This window comes from Kribbella sp. NPDC056951, assembly GCF_042674205.1.
Taxonomy (GTDB): Bacteria; Actinomycetota; Actinomycetes; order Propionibacteriales; family Kribbellaceae; genus Kribbella; species Kribbella yunnanensis.
Genome location: NZ_JBHUQZ010000003.1, coordinates 392,687 through 419,083, shown reverse-complemented (window position 1 = coordinate 419,083; position 26,397 = coordinate 392,687). Strand labels below are relative to the sequence as shown.

Below are 26,397 nucleotides of genomic sequence, written 5' to 3'. Positions count from 1 at the left end.
ACCCCCTGCTGGAGGTCACTCATGCCCGCAGACACGTCCGACACCCTCCAGGCCGAGAAGAACTATCTGAAGACCTCCCGCGAAGCTCTGGCACAGATGCGGGAGAAGACCGGCGCACTGGAGATTCACAGCGCGGACCGGGTGAACCAGGAGTTTCTGAAGGCTGCGATCTGGCGGCGGATGAAGGAGCTGGAGGACGACCCGGAGGTCCCGCTGTTCTTCGGCCGGCTGGACTACGTCTCCCCAGCTCCGGAGACCTTCCACATCGGCCGCCGGCACGTGAACGACGCCCTCGGCGAGCCCTTGGTGGTGGACTGGCGAGCGGACATCTCGGTGCCGTTCTACCGCGCCAGCCGGACCGAGCCGATGGGGGTCGGCGCCCGGCGCCGGTTCGGCTTCACGCACGGCGAGATGACCGCGTTCGAAGACGAGGACCTGACCTCAGCCGCTCCCGTCGAGGAGCACAGCGACATTCTGGACGCTGAGATCGAGCGCCCGCGCTCCGGTCCGATGCGCGACATCGTGGCGACCATTCAGCCCGAGCAGGACGTCATCGTCCGTGCGGGCGTCGAGGACACGATCTGCGTCCAGGGTGCACCCGGGACCGGGAAGACCGCGGTCGGGCTGCACCGAGCGGCGTACCTGCTCTATGCCTACCGGGACCAGCTCAGCCGGGCCGGAGTGCTCGTGGTCGGGCCGAACGCGAGCTTCCTGCGCTACATCGGTGACGTGCTGCCCGCACTGGGCGAGATCGAGGCCAAGCAGACCACTGTCGAGGAGCTGGTCGCCCATGTCCGAGTGACTGCGCCCGGGCCGGCGGCACTCGACGTACTCAAGGGCGACGCCCGGATGGCGGAGGTGCTGCACCGCGCAGTGTGGTCGCAGGTGCGGACGCCCGAGGACGCTCTGGTCGTGCCACGCGGTTCGCACCGGTGGCGAGTAGCGGCGTACCAGGCCGAGGAGCTACTCACCGAGCTGCAGACTCGCGGTGTCCGGTACGGCGCCGGTCGGGCAATGCTCCCGCAGCGCCTGGCGCACGCCGTCCTGCTGCGGATGGAGGCGGCCGGTGACTCACCGGATGACCGCGTGCAGGACGCGGTGGCGCGCAGCCGCCCGGTCAAGCAGTACGCCGAAGCTCTGTGGCCAGCGGTGGACCCGGCCAAGCTGTTGTTCCGCCTCTTCACTGAGCCGGAGCTACTGGCTGAGCACGCCGAAGGCATCCTGACTGCGGAAGAGCAGGCAATGCTGATCTGGGCCAAGGCGCCGCGCTCCGCCGGGGCAGCCAAGTGGTCAGTGGCAGATGCCACCCTGATCGACGAGATCGCCGATCTAGTCGACCGGACGCCCTCACTCGGCCACGTGGTGCTGGACGAGGCACAGGACCTGTCCGCCATGCAGCTGCGCGCTGTCGGCCGGAGGTGCTCGACCGGATCAATGACCGTGCTCGGTGACATCGCACAGGGCACCACTCCGTGGGCCACACCGTCCTGGGACGAGGCCCTGAAGCACCTGGGCAAGACCGGCGCCCACACCGAGGAGCTGACCGCCGGCTTCCGCGTCCCGGGTCAAGTGATCGAGTACGCCGCTCGTCTGCTCCCGACCATCGCTCCCCACCTGACACCGCCCACCGCCGTACGGCGTGCGCGCGGTGAGCTCACCATCAGCCGGGTCAGCGACAGTCTCGCGGCCGCTGTGACCACAGTGAGCGAAGTGTCGAGTCGACTGGGCTCCATCGGCATGATCGTCCCCGATGCGCTCGTCCCCGCCACTCGGAAGGCACTGCAGGAGCAGGGACTCGAGTTCGCCGTACTGGGTGATGAGGACGACGCCGAGTCGCACCTGGACGTCGTACCGGCGTCACTGGCCAAGGGTCTCGAGTTCGACCACGTAGTGCTCGTCGAGCCGGCCGGGATCGTTGCTGGTGAGGCCGACGAGCGCACCGGCCTCCGCCGGCTCTACGTCTGCCTCACCCGAGCCGTTACCTCGCTGGCAGTCCTGCATAGCCAGGACCTGCCGACCGTCCTAGCGACCGCAATTTAGCCCCGAAGTCGTTCGGCAGCGACAGCCGGAACACCTTGGCCCACGCCGAGGCGACCTGCTTCGGCAGCGGCCCGGTGGTGTAGCGCAGGTTGTACTCCTCGAAGATCGCCCGCACCTTGGGTGCGATCTCCTGGTACCGGTTGCTGGGCAGGTCCGGGAACAGGTGGTGCTCGATCTGGTACGACAGGTTGCCGGTCATGATGTGCATCGCGCGGCCGCCGCTGATGTTGGCCGAGCCGAGCATCTGCCGCAGGTACCACTCACCGCGGGTCTCACCGTCGATCGACTTCTTCTCGAACGTCTCCACGCCCTCCGGGAAGTGCCCGCACATGATCACCGAGTGGGACCACACGTTACGGATCACGTTGGCGACCGCGTTGGCCGCCAGCGTGTGCAGCACCGACGGCCCGGACAGCAGCGGGTGCACGACGTAGTCCTTGGTCATCTGGCCGCGGATCTTCTTCAGCACCTGCTTGGTACGCGCCTTGAAGTCAGGGTTCTGGCGGCGCTCCTTGGTGGCCAGGTTCCGACCGAGCTCCAGGTCGTACGCAGCGATGCCGTACTCGAAGAAGACGGCGTTGATGGCGTTCCAGAACGGCTGCGCCAGGTAGAGCGGGTACCAGCGCTGGTCCTCGTCGACACGCATGATGCCGTAGCCGAGGTCGTTGTCCTTGCCGACCACGTTGGTGAACGTGTGGTGCAGGTCGTTGTGCGCGTGCTTCCACTGGTCCGCCGGAGACGCGTGGTCCCACTCGTAGCTGGTCGAGTGGATCTTCGGGTCCCGCATCCAGTCCCACTGGCCGTGCAGGACGTTGTGACCGATCTCCATGTTCTCCAGGATCTTGGCCACCGACAGACCCGCCGTACCGATCAGCCAGGCCGGGGGGAACAGCGAGAGCAGCAGAACCGCCCGGCTGCCCAGCTCCAGCTTGCGCTGCACGCTGATCACCTTGCGGATGTACGCCGCGTCGCGGGCGCCCCGAGTGGCGATGACCTCGGCCCGGATCTCGTCCAGCCGGCGGCCGATCTCCTCGATGTCTTCGGGAGTCAGGTGGCCGATGGGGTTGGCGGCCTTCTTCTGCAGAACAGTCACAGGGGTCTCTTTCTCAACAGTCGATGTCGCAGGTGCCGGCCGCGGCCGAGATACAGGTCTGGATGAGTACGCCGTCACCTGGCGCGGCAGTGGTGACATCTCCCGAGCGGAGGTCGCGCACCGAGCCCGAGCGCAGCGGAAGCACACAGGAGAAGCAGATGCCCATCCGGCAGCCGGACGGCATCAGTACGCCGTTTTGCTCGCCGGCGTCGAGGATCGGCGTCGCACCGTCGAGCTCGACCGTGGTCCCGGTCGCTGAGAAGGTGATGCTGCCACCTTCTCCTGGCTCGGCCAGTGCGGTCCGGAAGCGCTCGGTGTGCAGCACACCCGCCCACTGCTCCTCGAGCGCATCCAGCAGACCCGCAGGTCCACAGGCCCACGTCTCGCGCTCAGCAAGGTCCGGTACGACGTCCGCCAGCGCAGCGACGTCGAGTCGGCCGTGCGTGTCGGTGTGCTGCTCGACCAACCGCAGGTGTCCAGCAGCGGCGTACTCGCGCAGCTCGTCGCCAAAGATCACGTCCTCGGCCCGAGCCTCGGAGTGCACCAGGACCGCATCGTTGAGCCGGCCGAGACCTGCGCGCAGCATGCCCATCACCGGAGTGATGCCGCTGCCGCCGGTGACGAACAGGACCTTCGCCGGCGCAGGGTCCGGCAGCACGAAGTCTCCGACCGCCTGGTCCAGGTGCACGAGCTGGCCCGGCCGTAGCTCCTGCGCGAGGTGTGCGCTGACGAGACCGTCCGGAACCGCCTTCGCGGTGATGGTGATCAGTCCGTCGCCCGGCGCGGAAGTCAGTGAGTAGGAGCGCCACAAGCGGACGCCGTCGACCTCCAGCCCGATCCGGACGTACTGACCCGGCCGGTGGCCGCGCCAGGCGTCGCCGGGCCGCAGTACGACGGTCACGGCGTTGCCGTTCTCGGGGCGGACGTCGACCACTCGGGCGCGCAGGTCGGCGCCTGCCCGGAGCGGCCGGAACATGTCGAGGTAGTCGGCGGGGTCACGCGGGTGGGTGGCCGCCGCCGCAACCTGCCAGGCCCGGTCGCGCAGCCGGCTGCGGAACGTCGTCCGCGCGCGCGGGTCTGAGGCAAAGGTCGTCATGCGTTCCAGCATCCTCGACCCACGGTGTAGTTTCATGACCAAAGACGGTGAATCTGAAACCTGACCTTGTTCGGAGGGAACAGTTTGTCGGCCACTGACCCCACCCGGCACGCCAGCCGGACGGCCCGCGGAGCCGCCGAGCTGAAGCTCGGCGAAGCGGCCATCGAGCTCCTCCGCGCCCGCCTGCCGGAGATCGCGGGCCTGACGGTGACCGCGATCATCGTCGAGGTCCCCGGCTACACCAATGCGCTGGCCGGACCGATGGGCGCCAAGATCGAGAACGCGGTCCAGTTCGCCCTCGGCGGCTTCCTGCGGCTGGCCAGCAGCGGCGAGCCCGGTACGCCGCTCGCGCCCACACTCGAGGCTGCGTACGTGCTGGGTCGCGGCGAGGCCCGCAGCGGCCGGAGCATGGACGCCCTGCTCGCCGCCTACCGCGTCGGCGCCCGGGTGTCCTGGCGAGAGCTCTCCCGTACGGCGGTCGAGGCCAGCCTGCCCGCGGATACGGTGGCCAAGTTCGCCGAACTCGTCTTCGCCTACATCGACGAATTGTCCGCCGCGAGCGTCTCCGGCCACACCGACGAGCTGGCCACCACTGGACGAGTCCGGCAACGCTATCTCCAGGTGCTGAGCCGCAGCCTGCTGCAGGGCGACACCCGCGAGCACCTGATCGGCAAGGCCGAGCAGGCCGACTGGGATCCACCGCGGACGCTGACCGCCGTGATCCTGCCGAGCGCACACCTCCGAGGCGTCCTCGGAGCCCTGGATCCACGGACCCTGCACCCGGACGACGACCTGGCCGATCTCACCACTCCCGATCCGCTGGGCGAGGAGGACCCCGCCGAGCTGGGCGTTCTGCTGGTCGCCGATGCTGATGGGTCGGCCCGGACCACCCTGCTGCGAACTCTCCGCGGGCGCCAAGCCACCGTCGGTCCGGCACAACCGTGGACGACCGTGCGTACGTCGTACCTGCGCGCTCTGCAGGCCCGCAGACTCCAGCTCACCGCCGGCGCGGACGCAGTCGTCGACACCGAGAGCCATCTGGCCACGCTGGTCGTCACCTCGGACCCGACGGCTCTCGACGATCTCCGTCGACAGGTGCTGGCACCTCTCGACGACCTGCGCCCAGCCACGGCGGACCGTCTCACGGAGACACTGCGCGAGTGGCTGCTGCACCTGGGCCGCCGCGACGATGTCGCCGCGGCCCTGCACATCCACCCGCAGACTGTCCGCTACCGCATGACCCAGCTCCGGCAGCTCTTCGGTCCGCGTCTGGACGATCCACAGGTCGTTCTCGACCTGACTATCGCCTTGTCCGCGAAGGCCCCGCTAGAACCCGCGGGACCCGCCTGAGCGACGCGACGACCGTCGGGACGAGCCACCACCACTGGACCGGGTGCGCGACGAGTAGGACCGCCGCGACGACCCGCTCGACCAGCCGCTGTCGCCATCACTGGACGAACTGCGGGACGACTCCCAGCTGCTGATCGACGTACCGACGTCGTCCCTCCAGCGCCCGAAGCGAGCACCTGCTCGGCGAGAGGCCCAGCGTGAGCGCATGCGCTCGCCGGCTCGCCGCGTGTTCTCTTCGGGGTACCACCAGCGTCGCCCGTCGCCCTGTGACCAGTAGCCGTCGATGTACGCGGCCAGTTCCTCGCCGAATGTCCAGTAGGGCTTGGCGTCCCGCCACAGCGTGACCATCCGGATTTGCGGCTGCTCACCGGCTTCGTCGCGCTGCTTGCAAGCCGCACACACGTCCACCTTGCGGGTGGTGCCACCTTCTGGCTGCCACTCGACCTCTGCCGAGCTGGGCCCGTGCCGCGGGTCGAAGAAGCACGGCGGTGTCGGCTCCGGGATCGGCTGCCCAGCTCGTACGGCGTCGATGCACACCAGCCCGTAGCGCGCAGAGCCGAGCAGGGTCGTCACGGCCTCGATGTCGGCGTCACCCTTGGCCGCATCCAAGCGGTGCCTAGCTTTCTCGACTGTGTCGAGCACATCCTTCGACAGCTTCGCCTGCTGCGGTTCACTCGTCGCAGGCAGCTCTGACACCTGCTGCGAGAGCGCGATGATCTCTTCGTTCAGCATCGGCCTGGCGACTGACAGATGCGCCTTCTCGTCGCTCCGCCGCGCTCTACGCGCTCCCAGCGTGACGATGCCCCACCAGAGACCGAACACTCCGCCAATGCCACCGGCCCACGGCGCAATGTCTACGTACCAAGGCTTGTCGACCACCTGCGCCCGCAGGATGAATCGCTCCAGCATCCGCTCGTAGTTCGGCGCACAGCAGTCCACGGCCGAGTCCACTGCGTCCTCGACGTGGTACGTCGGGCCATGGTCGGCGCGCTGCACCGCATGGAAGCCACGACCCTTGCTCTGCGAGCTCGCGTCGACCAGTACGGCGTACACACCTTCGACACCGACGCGGTCGTACAACTGGTCGGCGATCTCCTCACCCTCCCAAGCGAGGCTGGACGAGTATCTGCCGCCGGTCTGAATCTTGTCTGCGGGGATAACCGCGATCCGGATCGGCGCTGCCGCGTTCTTGGCCGCCGCGTTCAGTTCCGCGACCTCGCTCGCGCTGAGCTCGTCCACGTCGGGATCGACCCACACCCCGGTGTCACCGAGGTTCGCGGCCACCTCGTTCAGATAGGCGTCCGGTGTGGTCGCGGCCTGGGCCGGCAGCACCGGGAGCACTACTAGGGCCAGTACTGCAAGTAGGCGCTTCATCGTCCACTCCTTGCGAGGCGGGCTTGGCAGGACTTGCAGACCGGGATCTCCCGCGGCTGGCCGCCGCCGGGTGTGAACATCCAGTCGGTCACCGAGACGCCATGTGCTGGGTCGAAGAAACAGCGTGCCCGGCGCGGCGGTGCGGGCGTGCCTGCGACCAGTGCCTGCGCACAGGCCAACCGCCAGCGCCCGTACTCGACACGAGCGCGCACATCGAGCAGCTCGTCGTCATCCAGATCACCGTTGACCACCCGACCGGCATCGGCGTACGCATCCAGTGCTGCTTGCACATCCGCTGCGTTGTCCACGCCATCCAGACGCACGTCTGCCGCATCCAGTTCCTCACCGAACCGCGTGACGTCCTCACGTGCCAGCGCCTGTCGCTCGGTCAGCGTGTCCGCCTCGTCCGGCAGTACGTCGTACGACGGCCGGTACAGCGCAGGCCCCGAGTCCTTGGCCGGCCGGGCCTTCCACCAGCGCCGGACCAGTCCCAGCCCCGCGAGCATGACGACCAGTGCGCCCACCAACCAGATCCAGCCCGGCGGACCAGCAGATGCCTTCGGTACGTCGAGTTGGTCGAGCACCCCGTTGAGTGTGCCGACCGGATCGGACCGGCTGTGCCTGGCCAACTCCTCGGTCAGGATGTTCGCGATCGGGGTGTCCACCCCAACCGCACTCCCCCAGATGAGCGCACCGCCGAACACGACCAGGTACACGCCGTCCGCAGCCTGCTTGTCGACCAGTGCATCCACATAGGCCTTGGCTGCGGCCCCGTTGTCGCCACCGCCGTTGTTGAGCACGGCCGCCGGTACCACCGCGATCCGGATCGCCGGAACGCGCCCGTCGATCCGCGACCGCAGTTCGTCCGCATCCCGGTCCGGGACCAGCGAGCGCTGCGTGGAATCGACGTACACGGGTGACTTCTTCCACCCGTCGATGACCGGAGCGGGGTCAGCCGCTCCGGTCATCGTGGTGGTCAGCAGCATCAGCGCGGCCAGCAATCGCATGGCCGCTACCTTGCCCTAGGCAGAGGGCGAAACCGCTACCGACTCCTCTTCGACATGCTCGAGTTCTTCGATGTCTTCGAGCCCTGGGTCACGCCGCAGGGTCAGTGTCAGCGCCAGCACGATCAGCGACAGTACGGCGGCCAGCGGGGGCAGGTAGCGCAGTCCGGCCACCTGGATCACCAGACCGCCGACCACTGCGGACAGTCCGGCGCCGAGGTAGATCGCCGAGGCGTTGAGTGCAATCAGCAGTCCACCGCCCAGCTCCAGCAGCAGGTTCTGGATAGGCGGGTTGAAGGCCCAGGTGAACATGCCCCAGACGAACAAGGCCACGCCGGCGCCCACTGCACTGGTGGCCGTCAGGTCCAGTGTGCTGACCGCCAGGATGATTCCGATCAGCAGCACGATGAGGGTGCGGATGCTGCCGAAGCGGTCGGTGGCGCGGCCGCCGATCAGGTTGCCGACCACCGCACCAACGCCGTACACGAGCAGCAGGACGCCGGTGACGTTGCCGGTCAGACCGGCCGTCTCCTTGAGCAGCGGCACGATGTAGATGTAGACGCTGAAGGCACCGAGCACACCGAGCACCGACATCGCCAGGACGATCTGAACGCGACGGTCGGCCAGTCCGGCGAACCGCTCACGCAGCCCGACCACAGGTGGCGCAGGAACCTTCGGAAGCGCGGTCCGCTCGACCAGAGCAACCAACACTGCGACAACCGCGATCAGCGCGAAGACACCCTTATAGCCAAGGGTCGGGCCCAGCAGACTGCCGGCCGGCACACCCAGCACCAGTGCGAACGTCAGACCGCCGAAGACGACCGCAACTGCTCGACCACGCTCTTCAGGTGGGAGCAGTCCGGTGGCGAACAGAGTGGCCGCCGGCGTGTAGGCAGCAGCGCCGAACGCAGCCACCACCCGCCCGGCGACCAGCACCGGGTAGTTGGTCGCCACGGCGGCGATCAGGTTGCCGAGCGCGGCCAGAACGAGTGCGGCGATCAGAAGCGTGCGGCGCTCCCAGCGGCCGGTCAACGTGGCCAGGATCGGCGCACCGACGGCGTACGCGAGTGAGAACGCGGTGGCGAGCTGACCTGCGGCGGTCAGCGAGACGTGGAGCTCGGAGCTGACATCGGGCAGCACGCCGGACACGACATACGCGCTGGTGCCGACCGCGAACGCACCAGCACCGAGCAGGTAGATCCGTGCGGACATGAGGTCCTTCCCGGGGAGGAGTCGAGTAGTTCGATGAAGATCGTACTACGAAACTCATCGAAGTTCGACAGTCGTCGTACTATGGACCCATGACCAGGAAACAGCTCCCCCAGCCGGACCGGGGCGAGATCCGCGTCGAGGCGGTTCTGCAGGCCCTCGGCGAGCCGGTGCGGCTGCAGATCGTTCGCGCGCTCGCGGACACCCCGGAGGGCATCGCCTGCGGCGAGATCGAGCTGCCCGTCACGCCCTCTACCCGGGCGCACCACCTGCGCACCCTGCGCGAGGCCGGTGTGCTGACCACTCACACCGAGGGCACGCGGCGGATCAGCAGTCTGCGCCGCGAGGACCTTGATGCGCTCTACCCGGGCCTGCTGACCGGAGTGCTGTCGGCCGACCAGTAGCGGCGGCTGGCAGACTGGCGCTGTGGTCGAGCTACGCGCACGTTGGGACGGCCTGGTGCCCGGTCCTGGCGAACTCGCCGACGAGCTGATCACTCAGTACGTCGAGCGCAACAGGCGCGCCTATCGCGACCAGTACCTCGAGATCGTGCTGACGGCACTGGAATCGCTCATCCAGCTGTCGACCGACCCCACGTCGGTCCGGCTCGCGGCCTGGTTCCACCGCGCGGTCCACGAACCCGGTGGCACTCCAGCCGAGGATGCCGAGGCATCAGCACGGTTGGCCGAGCGACTCCTCCCCCAGTACGGCGTCGCGGCGATCCGGGTCGCCGAAGTCGCCCGCCTGGTCCGGCTGACCGGCGAACTGGCCGCACCACCGACCGACTCGTACGCACCGCCCCGGCGAGACGCCAATGGCGACGTACTGCTTGATGCGGTCAACGCGATCCTGTCCGCCGACCCGGTCCGGTACGCCGTCCACGTTGCCGAGGTACGGCGGGATGTCGGTGACCGCCGGAGCGCACTGGAGCAGCGGTACGACGACGTGCGCGAGCTGCTCGATGGTCACCTCTACCGCACCCAGCTCGCCAGGCAACGCCTCAGTCCGGTCGCCCGGGTCAACCTGGAGACCGAGCTGGCCGGGCTCGACAGTGAACTGCCTGCGCCCTGGCGTGGTTGGCAGCAGGCCGCCCTCACCGCTACAGCAATGTTCTGCGCGATCGGATCCACTGTGGTCGCGATCGCTGCCGCCGGCGCCTCCTGGCAGATTCCGACCGCACCCGGCGAGGCCGGCTGGCCGCCAGTCGCCTTGGCCGTACTTGCGTTCATCAGCGCACCAGTGCTGTTCCGCTGCGCGCGTAGTTCGAGTCAACGAGCCTGTCTGGTCGCGGGCGCCGTACTGGCGGTTGCTGTCACCGGACTACTGATCGCCTGGGCACAGGCGCCGCGGACCAACCCAGCGGTTGGCGTTGGCCTCCGAGTGCCATTGCTGATCTCCGCACTACTGCTCCTCCTGCTGTCAGGTGGAGCAGCACTCGCAGGCTCCTTACTACGCACCAGAACCGCACGCTTCCTCCCGAGCCGGAACCTCGGGCAGCAGTTGGCCTGGCTCGCCGTACCAGGGGTTGTCGCGCTGACCCTGCTGCTGATCGTGCAGCCGCTGGCGCGCAACTACGTCCTGAGCACGAACGAGCGAGTCGAACTGTCACCCCGCCCGGCAGGCAAGGCCACACCGTCCACTCTGAACGGCGCGGTCGCCTGGGTGAGCAAGGCGACGCTCGGTGCCGGTGCGGAAGAGGCGATCGGCACGCAATACGGCATCGCGATCCCGCGACCGAATGGTGTCGTCGACATGCTCGATGCCGCGACCGGTGATCTGCGCTGGCGCTACAGCCGGTCCGACTCCGACGAGCGGCCGACCATCGTGGCGACCGGTGATGGCGAGTACGTGCTCGCGGAGTTCCCCGATGTCGGCTACCTGCTGCTCGACGCCAACACTGGTCAGCGCAAAGCCGCCTGGCCCGGGCGGACGCGTGACCACCTCATCGCGCAGGCACAGCCGCTGCTGACCGGCGAGCGCGTCCTGCACGGTTCCGACAAGCTCCACGGTCTCGATCCGAACGGCCACGAGAGGTGGACCTTCAAGCCGGGTGACTGCTCCGATCTCGACGCAGTCGCCTCCACGGACGCGGTCGTCGCGTTCCTGGGGAACTGCGGCGACCAGCCGGACGCAGTGACCGGGCTGGACCTCAAGTCCGGCAAGAAGCTGTGGACCAAGACTGCGACCGACACCTACCGGCGTCCGGTCGTCGCGGGCGGACTCGTCGTGGTCGCCGAGCCGGGTGGGGACTCCGACGTACCGGAGGCTCTGACGGCGATCGAACCGCGGACCGGTGCGGTCAAGTGGCGCTGGCCGGTGCCACAGACCTGGGCCTGCCGGACGCTGCTGAACGCCGCCGGCCGGTACCTGATCGTCGTCGACTGTCCTGGACCGAGCACGATCGAGAACCGGCACACCGTCGTCACTGCGATCGACACCGCCACCGGCCGGACCGCCTGGCAGGTCACCGCGCGAGTGGACCCGCGGGCCAAGGTCACGGTGACCGCGGACGGCCGGGTCGTCTCACTCAGCCGGGACGCCGAAGCCTGCTCGGCCAACGTGATCGAGCGGGCCGGATTCCGCCAGGTCCGGTTACCCCTCGGAATCACCTGCAGTCGCGACGCCTTTGCGGTCGGTAATCAGGTCCTGGTGACCGGGGACAACGCTGTCATCGCCTTGCGCTAACTCAGTGTGATCCACAACGCAATGCCAACAGTGCAATTCGATGCTGTGAGCACCCTTCGAAGCGGCTAGGTGACGAGCCGGTATCGCTTTGGCCACGACCGTCTCCGGGAGCCCGAGATCGGTCGGTACGGACTCCTTGGTGGTGCGAGACTCCCTGCCATGGACCTGCGCGACCAGTGGAATCGCCTGCTGCCGCACGCGCAGCCGTTGGGCGATGATCTGCTGGCTCGTTACGCAGAGCAACATCGGCACTATCACGACCAGCGGCATCTGACCGAGGTCCTGCGCACGGTGGACGAGCTCGCCGACGCCGCCGACGATGCGGACACCGTCCGGCTGGCCGCCTGGTTCCACGACGCGATCTACGACCCGCAGGCCGACCCCGGTGAGAACGAAGAGGTCTCGGCCCAGCTGGCCGAGCTCGAGCTCGCCGCGTACGGCGTCGACGCCGCGAAGGTCGAGGAGGTCGGTCGCCTGGTCCGGCTGACCGCCAAGCACGACTGTGCGCCCGACGACGCGAACGGCGCCGTACTGTGCGACGCCGACCTGCGCATCCTGAGCATGCCCGCGGACCGGTACGACGAGTACGCGGCCGGCATCCGGCAGGAGTACGCGCACATCGACGACCGCGACTTCGCTCGCGGCCGGATGTCGTTCCTGCAAGGGCTGGCCGAGACCGACCTCTATGCGACCAGTGCCGGCCATGACGCGTGGGAGCGAGCCGCGCGCGCCAATCTGGACCGGGAGCTCGACTCCTGGGGCCCTAAGGCGGCCCGGCCGATCGGCGGCCTGATCCCGATCGTCTACTTCGGCGCTGCGCTCGGTGCGGTCGTGGCCGCGTCGGTCCTGCTCGGTCGCGGCCTTGGAGCCGCATCGAAGTGGCCGGCCGACCCCTCTGACCTCACCGGCTTCCCGGTGTGGGCTCCGATCGCAGGAACCGCAGCAGCCACAGCATTAGGCTGTGCGTGGTTCCGGCGCTCACAGCAGCGACTGCTGGCTATTCCGGCGCTGCTGTTCGCAGTAGCCGGTGTGATCGCGGTCGGGATCTGCTGGTGGCGTTGGCCGGCCGCACAGCCCGGTGCCGCGATGTCGGAGCGCTGGCCGTACCTGCTGCTCGCGTCGATCACCCTCATTCTCTCCGGCGGTCTGCTGGCTCTGGCACGCCGGCTTCGCCGCGCACCGCCGTACTCGCAGTCTCCGCCGCAGTGGCTGGGTGTAGCCGCCACTGCTGTATGTGGAGCCCTGCTGGCGTGGATCGTGGTGTCGGCTGGCGAGCCGTTCGTGCAGGCACGACTGGAGACAGCCAACACGGTCAGTACGACGACCACTGCCGAACCGACTCAGCTGCCGGTCCAGTTCGACGGCACGCTCGCTTGGACGCGCGAAGTACCCGCAGCCGGCGCCATTGCCGGTACGGCGGGCGGCGTGGCCGAGTTGCGACCGGACGGCGTGGTCATGTCCGACGGGAACTCCGGCCAGATCCGCTGGCGGTACGCGCGGGCAGATGTCGATGACGCAGCCTCCAGCGGTTCGAAGGGACTGCTGGTCTCCGGTGACGGCCGCATCGTCGCCGCCAACCTCCCGTACGCCGGGAATCGCGCACCGACCGGTATCGACCTGCCGACGTACGCCGTACTGAACGCAGTGACCGGTGACGTGCTCACCGAGGTTCACACCGACGGCCGGGCGCTGGCCGTCAACCAAGACCAACTGTTGATCTCCGAAGGCAACTACGTCGCCGCGCATGGCGTGAGCAACCCGACGCACTGGCGGACGCAGCTGCGCTGCAACGTGACGCAGGGCGAGTTGCTGAGCGACCAGGCGATCGTGGTCGACGCGTGTGCCGGCAACGGCGCAGTCGTGCGGGGTCTGGACCTCAAGACCGGTGACCAGCTCTGGGAGGTCGACCTGGGTCAGCGGTTCGACCTGAGCGCCGAGCTGGACCCGGACACCTGGGTCGGCGACCTGGTCGCCGTACCGGACACCCGTGAGGTCTCCGGCCTGATCTGGACCGCTGCTGCGGGCGGAACGCTCAACCAGTGGTCGATCGATGTCGGCGAGGGCCGGATGAGCTGGACCACCTCAGTGCCAGGTACGCCGCGGCCGCGGCTCGGACCGGCATCGTGCGACGCACAGCTCGCCGCAACCCACGCATCACTCGTGCTGATCACCTGCCGGAACGCTACGGACCCCTCCGCGCCGCAGACCTATGACGTCTCGGCGGCGAACCCGGCCGACGGCACTCCGCAGTGGCACCACCTGCTGCAGGTGCCACCGAAGTTGCAGCAGCCCGAGTACCCGCGGGACGGGTTCGCACTGCTGCCGGACGGGCGAGTGATCACGCTGATGCCGCAGCCGAACGGCAGCTGCTCACCAGTGATGATCGGTACCGCCGGCATCCAGCCCCGGCCGATCCTGCCCGGCCCGACGGCCGCATCGGTCGCCCGCTCCGAAGAGGTCACCTGCAACAAGCCGGTCACCACAGTGGCCGGTGCGCGGCCCGTCTTCTCCGACGGCACCCGGCTGTTCGCCCTGAACTGACCACTCGGGAATTCCGTTGCGGTAGGCACTGTTACTACCTAACGTGATCCGCATGTACCGCGTGGTTTTCGAGCTGTTCCTGTCAGGCACCGGCCTGACGGGCGCTCCCACGTGGGCTGCCGCGTCAGTCGATAGCCGACCCTCTTCCTGCTGATCAGGACCCGCGGAGGAGGGTGGCCCGAGACCGGCCCCCTTCCGCGCGGTGACAGCGCCGGGAGGCCAGCCGGAGGGTCCTGGACTCGTCCAGAATCTTCTGACCAGCAAGGGAAAACTCATGGCCAAGAGCCAGTTCGTGCGGTCCAAGCCGCACCTCAACATCGGGACGATGGGTCACGTCGACCACGGCAAGACCACGCTGACCGCCGCCATCACCAAGGTGCTCGCCGAGCGCGACCCGGCCGCCAACCGGTTCGTCGCGTTCGACGGGATCGACCGGGCGCCGGAGGAGGTCGCGCGCGGTATCACCATCAACATCAGCCACGTCGAGTACGAGACCGCGTCCCGTCACTACGCGCACATCGACATGCCCGGGCACGCCGACTACGTGAAGAACATGATCACCGGTGCCGCCCAGGTGGACGCCGCGATCCTGGTCGTGTCCGCACAGGACGGTGCGATGCCGCAGACGCGGGAGCACGTGTTGCTCGCGCAGCGCGTCGGCGTGCCGTACCTGGTGGTCGCGCTGAACAAGGCGGACATCGTCGACGACCCCGAGCTGCTCGACCTGGTCGAGCTGGAAGTCCGTGAGCTCCTGTCGGAGTACGGCTTCCCGGGCGACGACGTACCGGTGGTGCGCGTCTCCGGCCTGAAGGCGCTGGAGGGCGACCCGCGGTGGACCGCTGCGATCGGTGAGCTGCTGGATGCGGTGGACAGCTACGTTCCGACCCCGGAGCGCGAGCTGACCGAGCCGTTCCTGATGCCGGTCGAGGGCGTGCTCACGATCAGCGGCCGGGGCACAGTAGTCACCGGTGCGGTGGAGCGCGGCACGCTTCAGGTCGGTGCAGCGGTCGACGTGGTCGGTCTCGGTGAGACCGTCAGCAGCACGGCGATCGGGCTGGAGACGTTCGGCAAGACGCTGGACGTCGTACAGGCCGGTGACAACGCGGCGATCCTGCTCCGCGGTGTGAAGCGGGACGAGGTTCGTCGCGGCATGGTGGTCGCAGTACCCGGCACGGTGCGTCCGCACCGCGCGTTCCGGGCCACACTGCACGCACTGTCCACCGCCGAGGGCGGCCGGCACACGCCGTTCGCCGCGGACTACCGGCCGCAGTTCTACTTCCGGACCACGGACGTGTCCGGCGGTATCGACCTCGGTACGACCACACAGGTCATGCCAGGTGACACGGTCGACCTGGCCGTGGAGCTGGTGAAGCCGATCGCCATGAACGTCGGCCTCGGCTTCGCAGTCCGCGAAGGCGGTCACACCGTCGCCGCAGGCACAGTCACCGAACTGCTCGACTGACGCAACGGCCCTCAACCCTCAACGGGTTGGGGGCCGTTTGCGGTGCCGTAGACCTGCGGCGGTGATGCGGCTGACCAGCTCGCGGCTGGAGACCGGTACGGCGCCGGCCGCGATCAGGTCGTCGTACCGATCGCTGGGTACGTCGTAGTGGTCGCGGTCGAACCCGCGAGCCGGGATACCGGCGGCCTTGGCGAAGGCGTGGAGCTCCTCGTGCGACTCGTCACTGACCAAGTGCGACCAGAGCCGGTCCCAGGCTGACCAGGCGGGCGGATCGATCAGGATCATCCGCGGGAGTCCTGTGCGTCGAGCAGGTTGCGCCAGGAGCGGACGAAACGCGAGTTCACGTAGGCCTTGGTCCATGAGCCGTCCTGGCGGACCGACGAGCCGACGTGGAAGCGCCGTACGCCGGACTGGTACAGCCACGGCACATGCTCGGGCTTCAGCGCGCCACCGGCCATCATCACGCTCGCCACGGCCGGATCGGCCTTGGCCAGCTTGCACAGGTCGTCCAGCCCGTGGCCGACGCCCAGCGACGACCCTGCGGTCAGCACGCAGTCCAGACCGGACAGCGAGCGCAGCGCACGCCAGGCCGCCGCCTGCTCCAGTACGGCGTCGATCGCGCGGTGGAACGTCCACGGCGTACCGGCGAAGGTGCTGGCGAGTGCGGCCACCGACTCGACGTCGACCACGTTGTCCGGCGTCAGGAACCCCAGCACGAACCCGTCCGCACCGGCGGCGAGGTAGGACTGCGCCTGCGCGGTCATCCGGTTCAGCTCGGCGCCGTTCGTGGTGAACGAGTCGGACAGCCGCAGCATCACCCGCAACGGCAGATCGGTCGCCCGGCGGATCGCACTGACCGTCGAGACCGACGGCGACAGCCCGTCGGCCTCCATCGACGCGCACAGCTCCAGCCGGTCCGCACCACCCTCTTGCGCCGCCTCCGCATCCGCCGGATGCAGGGCGATCACCTCCAGCAACGAAGCCATGCCGCCATCATCCCAGGAAAGACTGTTGCACTCTCGCACGACCTTCTGTATCGTTTTTCTAGATCGATTTAGAAGAACGATACAGAAGGTGGTGCCGAGATGGCCGGAGTGACGCTGAAGACCGTGGCCAAGGCCGTGGGCGTCTCGCCGTCGACGGTGTCGAACGCCTACAACAAGCCCGACCAGCTCTCCGCAGCGCTGCGCGACCGGATCCTGGCCACCGCTCGCGAGCTGGGGTACGCCGGACCTGACGCATCCGCGCGGGCCCTGCGCAGCGGCAAGGCCGGCGCGATCGGCGTCCTGTTCACCGACAAGCTGTCATACGCGTTCTCGGACCCGTTCGCAGTCGGCTTCCTGGCCGGATTGGCCGAGGTCGCCGAGGAGTTCCGCACCAGTCTGCTGCTGATGCCGCTCAGCTCGACCGACATCGACAACGGCAGCGCGGTCCAGCAGGCAGCGATCGACGGTGCAGCGATCTTCTGCGTGCCGCACGGCCATCCGGCACTGGAGATTCTGGCCGCCCGCGGGATCCCCGCGGTCTCCACCGACAAGCGTGACTTCACGGAGGACTGGGTCGCCATCGACGAGTTCGAAGCGGCCACCCCGATGGGCGAGCACCTGGCCCGGCTGGGGCACCGCGACCTCGTCGTACTGGTCGACAAGGCCGAGCTGACCGGCGGACGGGTCGTGGAGCTGGACTGGGACGAGATCGGGTGCACCGACTGCGAGCTGCGCATCCAGGGCATGCTCAAGGCCATGCCGGACGCGCACGTCCGCCTGGTGTCCGGCGGGCACAACGCCTTCAGCTCCGGACAGGCCGGTGCCAGCTGGGTGCTCGACTCCCAGGACCGGCCGACCGCGATCGTCGGGCTGAGCGACGTACAAGCGCTCGGTGCAATGGAGGCGATGCGGGTGCGCGGGCTGGTCCCCGGACGGGACCTGACCGTGACCGGCTTCGACGACATCCCAGCTGCCGAGCCGGCCGGTCTCACCACCATCCGCCAGCCCATCAAGGACAAAGGGCGCCGCGTGGGCCGGGTTCTCCTAGACCCCACGACCACTGAACGCCAAGTCCTGCTGGACACCGAACTGATCGTCCGCTCGAGCAGCGGACCCGCACCGAAGACGCTCTGAGGAAGGAGCAACCATGACGTACTTCATCGCTGGAAACACCGCTGTCGAGAACTCTCGCGCACTGTCGCAGTCAGCGCTTCCGAACGCTCCGCAGGAGCCGTACGAGGAGCCGACGCGCCGGATCGCCGCACTCCGCACCCGCCTCGGCGCAGCTCTGCGCACTGCTGCTGCCCGCGAGCTCCGGCTCGCGGACCGCCTCGACCCCAGCCCTAGCTGCCGCTGACTGGGGATTGTCGGTGGCGTCTGGCACTCTGAAGGACGATGAGTGAGCCAGGGGTATTACTGACCGCGCGAGCCATGGTCCTGCACGACCTGGCCGCGCGGGGCTTCAACGACGCTGTCATGGTCACAGTGGTCGAGGACGCGGTCGCCGAGCGGCAGTGGTGGCTCGACCAGTGGCCGGACGGCGCGGAACACATCGCCGGCCTGGTCGCCCAGGACGTGCAGGACCGGCTGGTCGACTCCCGCATCCGCTGGCCGCGTTGCACCGCCTGCGATGACCTGAACGATCACGAGCTCCGGATCGAGCCGGAGCTCGGCCCCGACCCGCACTGGGTCTGCGAGCGCGCCGGAATCACCGTCGCGCCGCTCGGCCACCTCACGTAGAACCCTCACAACCCCGGTTCCCAGGAGAGCTCTGTCCGGGTAATACCTGATTGCTCTACATGTAGCCAGACTACTAATGTCTGCCTACATGAGATGGCTGGGGGTTCTACGAGGGGTCGCGGTGCTGCACGCGGTGGCGGTTTGCGTGCAGCCGATCGCGATCGGCATCTACCTGAACGGCGCGACAACCGGGCTGAAGGTGCATGAGCCGGTCGGCCTGGCGGTGAGCTTCATCGGGGTCGCACAGCTGGTGGTGGCGCTCATTCACTGGCGGCTGGGCGGCCGCGGCACGGCCGCACTGGTTTCCGCACTGATCCTGTTCGGCGAGAGCGTGCAGATCGGGATGGGGTACTCCAAGCAGCTCGCGATCCACATCCCGCTGGGCATCGCTCTGATCGGTACGTCGGTCTGCTTCGCCGCGTGGCTGTGTCGTCGCACTGTCCGGACGGCGGTCACCGCATGACACTCACAGTCCAGCCGCAGCGACGAGTCCGCCGTCCCAAGGTGTCGCTCTGGTCACTGCGCATCATCCTGCTGCTCCACGCGGCCATGGTCTGCGCACAGCCGATCCTGGCCGGCTACTTCCTGGCCGGCGAGAACGACGCGATGGAAGTGCACGGCCCGATCGGTTCGACAGTCTGGATGGCCGGCTTCCTGCAGGTGGTGATCGCAGGCTTCTACTGGCTCGGTGGCGGTGGACGCCCGTGGCCGCTGCTGTGGTCCGCACTGCTCGTGGTGGCGGAGTTCGTCCAGCTCACCTTCGGCTACCTGCAGAACTTCGCCGTCCACGTCCCACTCGGTACGGCGATCGTCGCCGTCGTCATCTGGATGACCATCTGGTCGTTCCGTCCGGCCGCACGCCGCGGCCGCCAGGAGGTCAAGCAGTGAAGCTGTCCCGCCGCACCCTGCTCGCAGCCACCGGAGCTGCCGTCACCCTGACCGGCTGCGGGCTGGACTCCTCCCCCGCACAGTCCGGCGAACTCCTGCGCAGCAAGGCGAAACTCCCCGAGCCATTCACCGTCCCGCTGCCCATTCCGCCAGTGAAGAAGCCCACCTCGCCCGGCAGGTACCGCGTCGTACAGCGCAAGGCCAGCTTGGAGATCCTGCCCGGCCTCAAGACCGAGGTGCTCGGGTACGACGGCCTGTTCCCCGGCCCGACGTTTGATGTGCGGAGTGGCCAGACCACTGTGGTCGAGCAGGTGAACGAACTCGACGTACCGACCGCCCTACACCTCCACGGCGGTCACACGCCCGCCGCGAGCGATGGCTGGCCACTGGACCTGCTGATGCCGGCAGGTGGTCACCACGACCACTCCGGTCACCACACCATGCAAGGCGGTGATGTGAAGACCGGGAGCCGCGCGTACACCTTTCCGAACACACAGCGCGCGGCCACGCTCTGGTACCACGACCACCGGATGGACTACACCGCACCACAGGTCTACCGCGGGCTGTTCGGTCTGCATCTGATTCGCGACGAGGAGGAGGACCGCCTCCCGCTGCCGCATGGCGACCGTGAGATCCCACTGGTGATCGCGGACCGCGCCTTCGCCGAGGACGGCTCCTTCATCTACCCGGCCGCCAAAGGCCGCCCCGGAGTCGAATCGGCTTATATGGAAGGCGTTGTGGCCGATGTGACGCTGGTGAACGGCGCACCGTGGCCAGTGCACGAGGTGGACGCAGTTCGCTACCGCCTCCGGATTCTGAACGCGGCCAACGCGCGCCGGTACGAATTGGGCTTCGACCGCGGTCCGGCGAAGTTCGTGCAGATCGGCAGCGATGGCGGACTACTCGGTGCACCGGTCGAGCACGAGACGCTGGTGGTCGCACCGGCTGAGCGATTCGACGTGATTGTGGACTTCTCGGCGTACAAGCCTGGTGACGAAGTCACTGTGGTCAATCGGCTCGACAACAACGCGCCGGTGCTGCGCTTCAAGGTGGCCCGGCGCGCGAGCGACGACAGCAGCATCCCGGCGAAGCTCTCGACGTACGCCGCTATCGAGGCGCCCAAAGGCATCGTCAAACGCCAGTGGCGCTTCCGCCGCGGCAGCGTCGGCGGTCACCACGGCTGGACGATCAACGGCAAAGCCTTCGACCCGGTGAACATGCAGGCGCAGGTGAAGCTCGACCAGTACGAGATCTGGTCGTTCGTCACCGACGTCCATCACCCGGTGCATGTCCACCTCGCGCCGTTCCAGGTCCTCAGCCGCCGCGGCCGCGAACCCGGCCCGTACGACGCCGGCTGGAAGGACACCGTGGATGTGCGGCCGGCCGAGGTGGTCGAGGTGCTGGTCAAGTTCACCGCACACAAGGGCAAGTACCTGATCCACTGCCACAACCTCGAGCACGAGGACATGGCGATGATGGCCGCCTTCGAAACGATCTGACTCCTCAGGGCTTGACGCCGGGCGCAGCCTTTCCCTATATTCAACACATCGGTTGATCAAGGGAATGGTTGATAAAGATGTCGGTTGATGACGGACAGCTCGATCGGGCCTTCGCCGCACTCGGCGACCCGGTACGGCGGGCGATGATCGCGCGACTCTCGCGTGGTGCGGCCACCGTCAACGAGCTGGCCGAGCCGTTCCCGATCACCACCCAGGCGGTGTCACGGCACATCCAGGTGCTCGAGGCCGCCGGGCTGATCACCCGGACCAGGGACGGCCAGCGCCGCCCCTGCCACCTGGTGCCGGCCACGCTCGAAGCACTGACCAGCTGGATCGACGAGTACCGGCTGGAGACCGAACGCCGCTTCCGCCGGATGGACGCGGTCCTCAACGCCATGAAGGAGCAGGAGCAATGAACGCCACCACCATCAACACCCCCGCCGGTACGCCGTTCGTCGAGGTCACCCGCGAGTTCGACGCCACCCCCGCCCAGCTGTTCAAGGTGATGACCAGCAAGGAGCTGCTGGGCGAATGGCTCGGCCCGCGCGATCTGGAGGCCGACATCCAGGAGTACGACGTCCGCCCGGGCGGGAAGTACCGCTACGTGCACCGCGACGCGAACGGCGAGTACGCGTTCCGCGGCGTCTTCCACAATGTCGAGCAGGACAAGCTGATCATCCAGACCTTCGAGTGGGAGGGCGCACCGGACCAGGTGTGCATCGAGAAGCTCACCCTGGAGCCGACCGAGACCGGCGTCCGGCTGCACCAGCAGTCCGTGTTCCCGTCCGTCGAGGCCCGGGACATGTCGGTCGAGTACGGCATGGCCGACGGCATCAACGACTCCATGGACCGCCTCGCCGAGCTGGTCGCCAAGGAAGGCTGACCGATGAGCCAGGTCGTGGTCGACATCTCGGTGTCACTGGACGGCTACGTCACCGGACCCAACGTCGGTCTCGACAACGGGCTCGGTGACGGCGGCGAGGCCCTGCACTACTGGGTCTTCCAGGGCACGGCTGAGGACACCGCCGTACTGGACGCCGCCTTCGAGTCCACCGGCGCGGTAGTGCAGGGCCGGAACCTCTTCGACATCATCGACGGCCCACAGGGCTGGAACGACGAGCTGGGGTACGGCGCGAAGCCGACCGGCGAGGTGAACCCGCCGATCTTCGTGGTCACCCACTCCGCACCCGAGAACACGCGTCTGGGCGACCGGTTCCGTTTCGTCGACAGTCCGGCCGAGGCGATCCGCCAGGCGTTGGCAGCGGCCGGCGAGAAGGACGTGTACGTCATGGGCGGCGGCCAGGTGTGTCACCAGGTGCTCGCGGCCGGACTGGCCGACGTACTGCGGTTGCACGTGGCACCCGTCGTACTGGGCGCCGGCACCCGCCTCTTCCCGGCGGAGGCCGCAACCGGATTCACCCTCGAGCTGGCCGACGCCGTGTCGACTCCGGCCGCCCAGCACCTCACCTACTCGATTGTGAAGGCTTAGTCATGGGAAACGTGATCGCATCCGCCGTCGTGTCACTCGACGGCTTCGTCGCAGACCTCGACGACGGGGTCGGCCCGCTGTTCGATTGGTACGGCAATGGCCCGGTCCAGGTCTACGGCACCGACCCCGGCCGCCCCTTCCAGGTCAGCCAGGCCAGTGCCGACTACATGAACGAAACCTGGCCCAACATCAGCGCCTGCATCATCGGCCGCCGCCTCTTCGACATCACCAACGGCTGGAACGGCGTCCCCGCAGTCGGCGACCACGTCTTCGTCGTCACCCACGAGCCGCCCACCGACTGGCCCTTCCCCGACGCCCCCTTCACCTTCGTGAACGGCATCGAAGAAGCCGTAGCCCAAGCCAAGACCCACTCCGGCGACCGCGACATCTCCATCACCGGCGGTAACCTCACCGGCCAAGCCCTGGCCGCCGGCCTGGTCGACGAGATCGCCTACAACCTCGCCCCCGTCGTCCTAGGCACCGGCCGCAAGTTCTTCGGCGACTACGCCGGCCCCCAGGTCCTCCTGGACAACCCCCGCATCATCGAAGGCGACCGCGTAACCCACCTGCACTACAAGGTCACCAAGTCCTGAGGTCCGGGTGTTCCGCGATGACTGTGCGGGAGCCGGGGTCTATTTCGGTGAAGCCGGCGTCTTGGACTACGGGGAAGCTGGTTTGGAGCAGCTGGGTCCAGTGGACTGGGTTGGCGGTGCGGACTGCTAGGGGGAAGGCTGCGGCGGCCCAGGTCTTGCGGGCGGGGGCTGGGAGGGCCAGCCAGGTCAGGTGGGCGCCATGGCCAACCTGGGCCATGGTTTTGCCGCTGGACATGTGTAGGGCTGGATTGATCCAGAGGACTGGGGTTTGGGGGTGCGGTACGGCGGGGGGTTCGGGCTGGTCGAAGTCGGTACCGGTGACTTGCAGTTTGGCGAGGTCCTTGGGGACGTCGTCCAGGGGGACGGGTGGGAAGACTCGGAGCTCGGCGGTGCCATGGGTGACGGTGATGCCGGGGAGGGCTTCGGCTCGGTGCCATTCGGCGCCCCGGGCGCGGCGGACGACTTTGCGGATGCGGTGGTCCTGCCAGGCGGTCATGGCGTCGGCCCACTCGCCCTCGCCGGTGGAGCGGTCGTCGGCGAGGATCGCCAGTACGGCGTGCGCCGCGGCCTCCAGGGCGTCGGTCTGCTCCGGGCGGGCGGTTTTCTCGACGCGAATGACCAGAGTCAGTACGTGCTCCACGGACGCGAGTCTGTCAGGGAGTAGGTTGGCCGCATGCAGCAGTACCTGGATCTTCTGAGGCACGTGTTGGACAACGGAGCTCAGAAGGGGGACCGCACCGGGACCGGCACGCTGAGTGTGTTCGGGTACCAGTCGCGGTACGACCTCCGTGCGGGCTTTCCGGCGGTCACCACCAAGAAGCTGCACCTGCGGTCGGTGATCGGGGAGCTGATCTGGTTCCTCAGCGGCTCGACGAACATCAAGTGGCTGCACGAGAACAACATCTCGATCTGGGACGAGTGGGCCGACGCGGACGGCGAGCTGGGGCCGGTCTACGGCTACCAGTGGCGCTCCTGGCCGACTCCGGACGGCCGGCAGGTCGACCAGATCGCCGGGCTGATCGAGGGGATCAAGAAGAACCCCGACTCCCGCCGGCACATCGTCAACGCGTGGAACGTCGCGGACGTCGACAACATGGCGCTACCGCCGTGTCACACGATGTTCCAGTTCTACGTGGCCGACGGACGGCTGTCCTGTCAGCTGTACCAGCGGTCGGCCGACATCTTCCTCGGTGTGCCGTTCAACATCGCGTCGTACGCGCTGCTGACCCACATGGTCGCGCAGCAGACCGGGCTGGAGGTCGGCGACTTCGTCCACACCCTCGGCGACGCGCACCTGTACCTGAACCATCTGGACCAGGCCCGCCTGCAACTCACCCGTGAGCCCCGGCCGCTGCCGACTCTCCAACTCGCACACCGCGACTCGATCGACTCCTACGAGATCGCCGACGTCGAGCTGGTCGGCTACGACCCGCACCCGGGTATCAAGGCGCCCATCGCGGTATGAGCATCATTCTGATCGCCGCAGTCGGGGCGAATGGTGTCATCGGGCGTGACAACGACCTGCCGTGGCGGATCCGCGAGGATCTGCAGCACTTCAAGCAGTTGACGCTTGGACACACGCTGGTGATGGGCCGCAAGACCTATGACTCGATCGGCCGACCACTCCCCGGCCGCCGTACCGTCGTCGTGACCCGGCAACCGGACTGGGCGGCTGACGGCGTACAGGTCGTTCACACCCTCGAAGAGGCACTCAAAGAAGACGGTGACCTCTACGTCGCCGGCGGCGGTGAGATCTACCGCCAGGCCTTCCCGTACGCCGACCGCCTGGAGCTGACCGAGGTCGACCAGTCCCCCGATGGCGACGTCACGTTCCCCGCGTTCGACGCTTCGGACTGGACCGAAACCGCCCGTGACCCCCACGACGGTTTCAGCTTCGTCAGCTACCGACGTAGCTGAGCAGGCAACGACTACACAACGACACCACCAAGTCGGCCGGGAACCGCGTAGATTGTGTGCGCGTCACGGAGGTGACAGCACGCGGGGGTGGGGGACGCCTCGCGCAGGCCACCGGAGGGGAACGACGATGACCGAAGCCGATAACACCGCCGGAGCAGCAGGAACCGGGCAGCCGGGTGCTGCGGCTCAAGGAGCCGCGCAGCAGGCGATGTCGCCGCTGCAGCCGCCGACCGCGACCGCTCCGGGCCTGATACTGACCGCTCCGCCGCCATCACAGGCAGTAGCGACGACAGCCGCTCCGAGCCTGGCGCCGGCGGTCGACGCGGCCGCACTGCCCGGGCTGGACGCGAAGGTCGACACCTTCCTCAGTGCGCTGATGGTGGCCGAGCCGCGCTCCCCGGAGTTCGCCGCCAAGGCCAGTGACGTGCGCAGCATGGGTGACCTCGATATTCGCAACGCGGCCGAGAGCTCGAACCGGTTGCTGCAGCAGCCGGTCAAGGCGCTGCAGAGCGGTGGCCTGTCGGAGGGGTCGACGGTCGGCAAGACGCTGCTCGACCTGCGCCGTACCGTCGAGGACCTGGACCCCAAGGGCGCCACCGGTACCCGGAAGCTGCTCGGGATGATCCCGTTCGGCGACAAGATCGAGGACTACTTCCGCAAGTACCAGAGCGCGCAGACGCACCTCGAGGGGATCCTGCACTCGCTGCGGAACGGCCAGGACGAGCTGGGCAAGGACAACGCGGCGCTCAACCTCGAAAAGCAGAACCTCTGGGACGCCATGACGCGGCTGAACCAGTACGTGTACGTCGCCGAGCGCCTCGACGCCCGGCTGTCCGCAGCGATCGCAGAACTGGACGCGACCAATCCGGACAAGGCGAAGGCCTTCCGCGAGGACGTGCTGTTCTACGTCCGGCAGAAGCACCAGGACCTGCTCACCCAGCTCGCCGTGTCGATCCAGAACTACTTGGCGATCGACATCGTGATCAAGAACAACATCGAGCTGATCAAGGGTGTCGATCGGGCCTCCACGACCACGGTCTCCGCACTCCGTACGGCGGTCATCGTGGCGCAGGCGCTGGGCAACCAGAAGCTCGTACTGGACCAGATCACCGCGCTGAACACCACCACCAGCGGCATGATCGAGCGCACCTCGCAGATGCTCCGGGACAACTCGGTGGCGATCCAGCAGCAGGCGGCGTCGGCCACCATCGGGCTGCCGCAACTGCAGGCCGCGTTCGCGAACATCTACGCGACCATGGACGCGATCGACACGTTCAAGTCCGAGGCACTCGACAACATGGCGGCCACGATCGGCACGCTGGAGTCCGAGGTGACCAAGTCCCGCAGCTACCTGGACCGGGTGGCCGGACAGAACCAGCAGGTCGTCCACGGCAGTCTCGACATCAACATCGGTCGCTGACTCCACACCAC

At 67.9% G+C, this 26,397-nt stretch carries 27 protein-coding genes; 19 read left to right on the top strand and 8 right to left on the bottom strand.

Features of this window, described 5'->3' with window-relative positions:
• The first annotated feature begins 21 nt into the window (after positions 1-21).
• On the top strand, positions 22-2,040 hold the full coding sequence (locus tag ACFTSF_RS14900) for a HelD family protein (RefSeq protein WP_380154291.1): 2,019 nt from the start codon (positions 22-24) through the stop codon (positions 2,038-2,040).
• On the opposite strand, the gene ACFTSF_RS14895 is transcribed toward ACFTSF_RS14900, so the two are convergent.
• Together ACFTSF_RS14895 and ACFTSF_RS14890 are read right to left on the bottom strand one after the other, a co-directional pair.
• Entirely contained in the window at positions 1,979-3,133 is a 1,155-nt protein-coding gene (locus ACFTSF_RS14895) for an acyl-CoA desaturase (RefSeq protein WP_344144927.1), read from the bottom strand. The genes ACFTSF_RS14900 and ACFTSF_RS14895 overlap by 62 nt on opposite strands.
• A gap of 13 nt (positions 3,134-3,146) precedes the next feature.
• Entirely contained in the window at positions 3,147-4,229 is a 1,083-nt protein-coding gene (locus ACFTSF_RS14890) for a ferredoxin reductase (RefSeq protein WP_380154290.1), read from the bottom strand.
• An 84-nt stretch (positions 4,230-4,313) separates the two neighbouring features.
• Between ACFTSF_RS14890 and ACFTSF_RS14885 the strand changes: the two genes are divergently transcribed.
• Positions 4,314-5,579, top strand: coding sequence for a PucR family transcriptional regulator (locus ACFTSF_RS14885; protein ID WP_380154289.1), 1,266 nt, complete (start codon positions 4,314-4,316; stop codon positions 5,577-5,579).
• On the opposite strand, the gene ACFTSF_RS14880 is transcribed toward ACFTSF_RS14885, so the two are convergent.
• From ACFTSF_RS14880 to ACFTSF_RS14870, 3 genes are read right to left on the bottom strand one after another with little or no spacing between them, the layout of a single operon-like run.
• Positions 5,556-6,953 (bottom strand): hypothetical protein, encoded by a 1,398-nt coding sequence (locus tag ACFTSF_RS14880; RefSeq protein WP_380154288.1) that lies wholly within the window; start codon positions 6,951-6,953, stop codon positions 5,556-5,558. The two genes, ACFTSF_RS14885 and ACFTSF_RS14880, sit on opposite strands and share 24 nt — an antisense overlap.
• A complete protein-coding gene (locus ACFTSF_RS14875; protein WP_380154287.1) occupies positions 6,950-7,960 on the bottom strand; it encodes a hypothetical protein in 1,011 nt (336 codons plus the stop codon). The genes ACFTSF_RS14880 and ACFTSF_RS14875 overlap by 4 nt, the downstream gene beginning before the upstream one ends.
• 15 nt (positions 7,961-7,975) lie before the next feature.
• Positions 7,976-9,169, bottom strand: coding sequence for an MFS transporter (locus tag ACFTSF_RS14870; protein WP_380154286.1), 1,194 nt, complete (start codon positions 9,167-9,169; stop codon positions 7,976-7,978).
• Between the two features lie 89 nt (positions 9,170-9,258).
• Here ACFTSF_RS14870 and ACFTSF_RS14865 point away from each other — a divergent pair, with 89 nt between their 5' ends.
• The 4 genes from ACFTSF_RS14865 to tuf all read left to right on the top strand — a co-directional run bounded on the left by ACFTSF_RS14865 (position 9,259) and on the right by tuf (position 15,854).
• Complete coding sequence (locus ACFTSF_RS14865; protein WP_344144915.1) at positions 9,259-9,570, top strand: metalloregulator ArsR/SmtB family transcription factor; 312 nt, start codon at positions 9,259-9,261, stop codon at positions 9,568-9,570.
• A 22-nt stretch (positions 9,571-9,592) separates the two neighbouring features.
• Positions 9,593-11,851: a PQQ-binding-like beta-propeller repeat protein gene (locus tag ACFTSF_RS14860; RefSeq protein ID WP_380154285.1), complete on the top strand. Its 2,259-nt coding sequence runs from the start codon at positions 9,593-9,595 to the stop codon at positions 11,849-11,851.
• A 159-nt stretch (positions 11,852-12,010) separates the two neighbouring features.
• A complete protein-coding gene (locus ACFTSF_RS14855) occupies positions 12,011-14,392 on the top strand; it encodes a hypothetical protein (protein ID WP_380154284.1) in 2,382 nt (793 codons plus the stop codon).
• A 274-nt stretch (positions 14,393-14,666) separates the two neighbouring features.
• Complete coding sequence (tuf, locus tag ACFTSF_RS14850; RefSeq protein WP_380154283.1) at positions 14,667-15,854, top strand: elongation factor Tu; 1,188 nt, start codon at positions 14,667-14,669, stop codon at positions 15,852-15,854.
• An 18-nt stretch (positions 15,855-15,872) separates the two neighbouring features.
• Here the strand turns inward: tuf and ACFTSF_RS14845 are convergent, their stop codons facing one another.
• Both ACFTSF_RS14845 and ACFTSF_RS14840 read right to left on the bottom strand, forming a co-directional pair.
• A complete protein-coding gene (locus tag ACFTSF_RS14845) occupies positions 15,873-16,139 on the bottom strand; it encodes a DUF4031 domain-containing protein (protein ID WP_344144907.1) in 267 nt (88 codons plus the stop codon).
• Positions 16,136-16,840 carry a copper homeostasis protein CutC gene (locus ACFTSF_RS14840; RefSeq protein ID WP_344144905.1) on the bottom strand — a complete coding sequence of 235 codons (705 nt, stop codon included), beginning with the start codon at positions 16,838-16,840 and terminating at the stop codon, positions 16,136-16,138. Before ACFTSF_RS14840 ends, ACFTSF_RS14845 begins: the two co-directional genes overlap by 4 nt.
• 99 nt (positions 16,841-16,939) lie before the next feature.
• On the opposite strand from ACFTSF_RS14840, the gene ACFTSF_RS14835 reads away from it, so the two are divergent.
• From ACFTSF_RS14835 to ACFTSF_RS14790, 10 genes are all read left to right on the top strand, one after another.
• Complete coding sequence (locus ACFTSF_RS14835; protein ID WP_380154282.1) at positions 16,940-17,974, top strand: LacI family DNA-binding transcriptional regulator; 1,035 nt, start codon at positions 16,940-16,942, stop codon at positions 17,972-17,974.
• A 13-nt stretch (positions 17,975-17,987) separates the two neighbouring features.
• Entirely contained in the window at positions 17,988-18,197 is a 210-nt protein-coding gene (locus tag ACFTSF_RS14830; protein WP_344144901.1) for a hypothetical protein, read from the top strand.
• Positions 18,198-18,235: 38 nt separating this feature from the next.
• Positions 18,236-18,580 (top strand): hypothetical protein, encoded by a 345-nt coding sequence (locus ACFTSF_RS14825; RefSeq protein ID WP_132404359.1) that lies wholly within the window; start codon positions 18,236-18,238, stop codon positions 18,578-18,580.
• An 88-nt stretch (positions 18,581-18,668) separates the two neighbouring features.
• Positions 18,669-19,043: a hypothetical protein gene (locus tag ACFTSF_RS14820; protein ID WP_380154281.1), complete on the top strand. Its 375-nt coding sequence runs from the start codon at positions 18,669-18,671 to the stop codon at positions 19,041-19,043.
• Entirely contained in the window at positions 19,040-19,468 is a 429-nt protein-coding gene (locus ACFTSF_RS14815) for a hypothetical protein (protein ID WP_380154280.1), read from the top strand. The genes ACFTSF_RS14820 and ACFTSF_RS14815 overlap by 4 nt, the downstream gene beginning before the upstream one ends.
• Entirely contained in the window at positions 19,465-20,967 is a 1,503-nt protein-coding gene (locus ACFTSF_RS14810; RefSeq protein WP_380154279.1) for a multicopper oxidase family protein, read from the top strand. The genes ACFTSF_RS14815 and ACFTSF_RS14810 overlap by 4 nt, the downstream gene beginning before the upstream one ends.
• 77 nt (positions 20,968-21,044) lie before the next feature.
• Positions 21,045-21,383, top strand: coding sequence for an ArsR/SmtB family transcription factor (locus ACFTSF_RS14805; RefSeq protein WP_380154278.1), 339 nt, complete (start codon positions 21,045-21,047; stop codon positions 21,381-21,383).
• Positions 21,380-21,850 (top strand): SRPBCC domain-containing protein, encoded by a 471-nt coding sequence (locus ACFTSF_RS14800; protein ID WP_380154277.1) that lies wholly within the window; start codon positions 21,380-21,382, stop codon positions 21,848-21,850. The genes ACFTSF_RS14805 and ACFTSF_RS14800 overlap by 4 nt, the downstream gene beginning before the upstream one ends.
• Before the next feature lie 3 nt (positions 21,851-21,853).
• The gene (locus tag ACFTSF_RS14795) at positions 21,854-22,456 is read left to right on the top strand and encodes a dihydrofolate reductase family protein (RefSeq protein ID WP_380154276.1); all 603 of its coding nucleotides are present in this window, start codon (positions 21,854-21,856) and stop codon (positions 22,454-22,456) included.
• A gap of 2 nt (positions 22,457-22,458) precedes the next feature.
• Positions 22,459-23,049: a dihydrofolate reductase family protein gene (locus ACFTSF_RS14790; RefSeq protein ID WP_380154275.1), complete on the top strand. Its 591-nt coding sequence runs from the start codon at positions 22,459-22,461 to the stop codon at positions 23,047-23,049.
• Here the strand turns inward: ACFTSF_RS14790 and ACFTSF_RS14785 are convergent.
• Entirely contained in the window at positions 23,036-23,689 is a 654-nt protein-coding gene (locus ACFTSF_RS14785; protein WP_380154274.1) for a peptidyl-tRNA hydrolase, read from the bottom strand. The two genes, ACFTSF_RS14790 and ACFTSF_RS14785, sit on opposite strands and share 14 nt — an antisense overlap.
• Positions 23,690-23,722: 33 nt before the next feature.
• Here ACFTSF_RS14785 and ACFTSF_RS14780 point away from each other — a divergent pair, with 33 nt between their 5' ends.
• The 3 genes from ACFTSF_RS14780 to ACFTSF_RS14770 all read left to right on the top strand — a co-directional run bounded on the left by ACFTSF_RS14780 (position 23,723) and on the right by ACFTSF_RS14770 (position 26,386).
• Positions 23,723-24,514 carry a thymidylate synthase gene (locus tag ACFTSF_RS14780; RefSeq protein ID WP_380154273.1) on the top strand — a complete coding sequence of 264 codons (792 nt, stop codon included), beginning with the start codon at positions 23,723-23,725 and terminating at the stop codon, positions 24,512-24,514.
• On the top strand, positions 24,511-24,966 hold the full coding sequence (locus ACFTSF_RS14775) for a dihydrofolate reductase (protein WP_380154272.1): 456 nt from the start codon (positions 24,511-24,513) through the stop codon (positions 24,964-24,966). The genes ACFTSF_RS14780 and ACFTSF_RS14775 overlap by 4 nt, the downstream gene beginning before the upstream one ends.
• 127 nt (positions 24,967-25,093) lie before the next feature.
• Positions 25,094-26,386 (top strand): toxic anion resistance protein, encoded by a 1,293-nt coding sequence (locus ACFTSF_RS14770; protein ID WP_344144878.1) that lies wholly within the window; start codon positions 25,094-25,096, stop codon positions 26,384-26,386.
• Positions 26,387-26,397 lie beyond the last annotated feature (11 nt).